Source organism: Terriglobales bacterium (assembly GCA_035651655.1).
Classification (GTDB): Bacteria; Acidobacteriota; Terriglobia; order Terriglobales; family Acidobacteriaceae; genus DASRFG01.
This window is the reverse complement of sequence record DASRFG010000038.1, coordinates 1-3371: the sequence shown is the minus strand read 5'-3', so window position 1 is coordinate 3371 and position 3371 is coordinate 1. Positions and strand designations below refer to the sequence as shown.

Genomic DNA, 3371 nt, shown 5'->3' with positions numbered 1-3371 from the left:
AGAGTGGTTCGCCCGAAGAAAAATTCTCGCGCGTTGGATCGTTGCTGGTCTTTCTGGCTTCAGCAGACATCATTTTGCACTCGGCGATGGTGTTGTCGTCCCGACGTCCTTGCTTCCCGGAACTCTTTTGTCGAACTCTTTATTGTCTAAGAACGGAGTGGCAGGCTTGGGCGCGGCTGGTGGAGCGCTGGTTGCACGCAGCGGATCAATGATATGGGGAGTGACCAGCACCAGAAGTTCTGCGTTGCTGCGGTTGATCGAGCGGGACCGGAACAATTCGCCGAGCACTGGGATATCACCGATCCCCGGCACACGGCTCAGTTGTACGGTGGCCCTGCGATCCAGAAGGCCGGCAATTCCGAACGACTGACCATCTTTCAATTCGATCTCCGTTTCTGCGCGACGTGTCGAAATCGCGGGAACCGTGAACCCGGAGATTGTTAATGCATTGCTGAAATCCAGGGTGCTGACTTCCGGAGCAACTTGTAGACGGATCACATTGTCAGGTCCGACATTGCCGACAAAATCCAGACGCACGCCGAAAGGACGGAACTGAATCGTGACCGCGCCAACGTTGGCTCCTCCCTGAATGACTGGGAAGGGAAACTCGCCGCCTGCTAGAAAGCTGGCCTTCTGACCATTCATCGCCATCAGGTTCGGCTCAGCCAGAATCTGCAGCACGTTCTGTTGCTGCAAGGCCTGGATCGTGGCCCCGAGATGGATATCGGGCTTGAATAAGAAAATATTGAGCAGCTGGCTTAGGGTCTGCTCGGTCTTGAATACTTCCTGATTAGGCCCAACGGTTGGGACAGCGATGTTGGGTTTGGGAGAAGCGGGAATGCCGATGGCATCCGTTATTCGCTGCGTCCCGAAATTACCAAATTGTCCAGTGGTCGTTGTTCCAATCGTGTTTCCTGCGCCTGTGGACAGGATGTTGACGCCGAACTGCGTCAACTTTGTGCGATCCACTTCGGCAAACTTAACTTCCAACATCACCTGCGGATCATGGCCGGGGTCGACGTTAACGGAGTTGACCACCTGGTTCGAGTATGTGCCCGCCATCTTGGTCAGAGTCTCGAGTATGCGCGGGTCCGAGACGTTACCAGTCAGAATCAGGTGCCCGCCATCGGCTTGCACCTGCAGCTGCTCGTTGGGATATGAGCGCTGAATCGCACTCCTCAGTCCGGCAATATCAATGTCGACGACTACGTCAAGCACTTGAGAGCGTCCGGCTGAGTCCCACAGAATGAGGGTGCTTGCGCCTGCGGCTTTTCCTTCAATGACAACTTCGTTCGGGGAGATAGCGAGGGTTTCCACCACCGCAGGGTTGCTGGACAGCACCCGCGCCATAGGAGCTTGCACGTTCATGACAACAGATTTTCCGACTAGAACATGGACCGTCTGACCTTCGGTTGGATTGTTGTCTTCTGCCGTCGCCGGCATCACGGCTGAAATCATGCCGAGAACGAAGCACAACGCGGTTGCGACTCTGAGCCCTGATGATCTGTACATAAATATTCTTCACCGTTTCCCATGAATACGAACTGTTAGAACTTCTGCACGGTTCGTTTTGTGCCTTGAATAACCTCGACAAGGACAATTGGCTGCTGGGGAGGCGGTGTAGCTCTGCGAGGCGCCCTGGCGGGAGGAGCAGGCTTTACTAATCCAGCCAGCTCGTCAAGTCTCGTCGGGTGCATATCGATATTCTTGGTGTCGGTGCCGTTGCGCAGTACGAACTGAATCGAACCTTGTGTACTGGCGAGTTGCAGCTTCTGCGAATTTTCCGGGCTAAGCAGCAAGGTGACGACGTTCACCTGCTGAGGCTTGCCTTGCGGGTCGGGCTCAATGGTCTGCCCGGCAGTGACAACTTCCACGTCCTGGAGCACGGTTTGCGTGATGGTGCCATTACCGTTGGGAACATTGTAAGTTGCGAGCACATCGACGTGAGAGCCCGGATACAAGAAGCCGGCGACGCCCACGATTTCGTTCGAGCGTACCGCTGTTGCACGCATGCCGGGCGGAATCTTCGCGGCGATGCCAATGCCCGAGCCTTCCACCCCGAGGTCTCTAAGGAAAATTGGTTCCTTCGCCCCCACCGAGCGCACCAGCGGCCGTCCAAGGACTTCCTCGGTTTTGGAAAAGGCGCCGTTGAGCGGGACATCACTGGGCCAGTCCACCAACACCACATCCTTTGCCGCCAAAGTTGCCCCCATGGGCATCTCAGTCGCGGCAGCGACGATCTTTATGGTCTGCCGGTGTGAGCTGTTGGCACTCAGACGCCGATACAACAGGAACGTAATGCCGCCTGCAAGGACTGCAGCGAGAAGAAATGCAACTACCACACGCTGTGGGTTCGTAAATCACCTCCGAAAAAAAGCACTGCCGGCACAAACAAATGTTCCAATCGCAATCGCCACCCCAAACGGCACTCTTGCCGCATTGGGCGCGTTCGCTCTGACCGGGCGAGACGCGCTCGAATCTAGTTTTCCTTCCCGCGCGATGTTGGCCGCGATGGGTTTGTCGGATCCAAACAACAAGTAAGCAAATGCGATAAATCCGCCTGTAATGCACACCACAATTAAAGTCAGGAGCGCATTACTGGGACCGAGCCAGGCGCCGACCGCGCCCATGAGTTTCACGTCACCGCCGCCCATTGCTCCGAAAAACGACAAGAGGCAGAAGATGCTGCCTGCCACGACCACTCCGGCCAACCCGGTCTTCAATCCTGACCAACCCCAAAACGCAGTACGCGCGGATACCGCCAGCAGCAGTCCCGAGTAGGTGAGCCAGTTGGGAATGCGGCGGGCGCGCAAGTCTGTGATTGCCGCGATGGCGGTCATCACTACAGCACTGAGTTCGAGATATCTATCCATTGACTGAAAATCACAAAATGGAACGAAAGGGAGCGAAATATGCAACTTTGCTTTTCTCCGAGCTTCGGCTCGCACCTGTCCCGGTGCGAGCGCGAAGCCACAGAAGTCTTCCTAGGTGATGTATGACCCCAGGATGACACCGATCTGAGAGAACGCACTGTTCAGACCACTCGCCAAGCTCGACATTCCTGCCGTTGCCGCGAAGGCGACCAGTGCAAGGATCAGCAGATACTCGACCAACCCCTGGCCTTCCTCGTTTTGATGGAGGCTGGCTAGGGTGTTTAGCACTAGCATCGTCATGTTTATCTCCTTAGATTTCCGGCCTCCCACGCAGGGGATGGCGCTGGGGAAAGCTGGACGCCTTACATAGAGGCAAGCCACAGGCCAAAAGTGCGACCATGGAGTATTGACAAATAGCTACTCGGTAAGTTGTTGTGCGCGTTGGAGGTCGCCGCGATAACCAGCTCCAAAACCGGCGTCTGCGGCGGTGTTCAGAAG

Annotated in this window: 4 protein-coding genes; all 4 read right to left on the bottom strand. The window is 56.0% G+C overall.

Features of this window, described 5'->3' with window-relative positions:
* Positions 1-69 precede the first annotated feature (69 nt).
* Complete coding sequence (locus VFA76_17885) at positions 70-1512, bottom strand: pilus assembly protein N-terminal domain-containing protein (GenBank protein HZR33720.1); 1443 nt, start codon at positions 1510-1512, stop codon at positions 70-72.
* 35 nt (positions 1513-1547) lie between these two features.
* Positions 1548-2342, bottom strand: a complete 795-nt coding sequence (gene cpaB / locus VFA76_17880; GenBank protein HZR33719.1) for a Flp pilus assembly protein CpaB — start codon at positions 2340-2342, stop codon at positions 1548-1550.
* Positions 2343-2360: 18 nt separating this feature from the next.
* On the bottom strand, positions 2361-2873 hold the full coding sequence (locus tag VFA76_17875; GenBank protein HZR33718.1) for a prepilin peptidase: 513 nt from the start codon (positions 2871-2873) through the stop codon (positions 2361-2363).
* Between the two features lie 111 nt (positions 2874-2984).
* Complete coding sequence (locus VFA76_17870) at positions 2985-3173, bottom strand: Flp family type IVb pilin (protein ID HZR33717.1); 189 nt, start codon at positions 3171-3173, stop codon at positions 2985-2987.
* Positions 3174-3371: the final 198 nt, after the last annotated feature.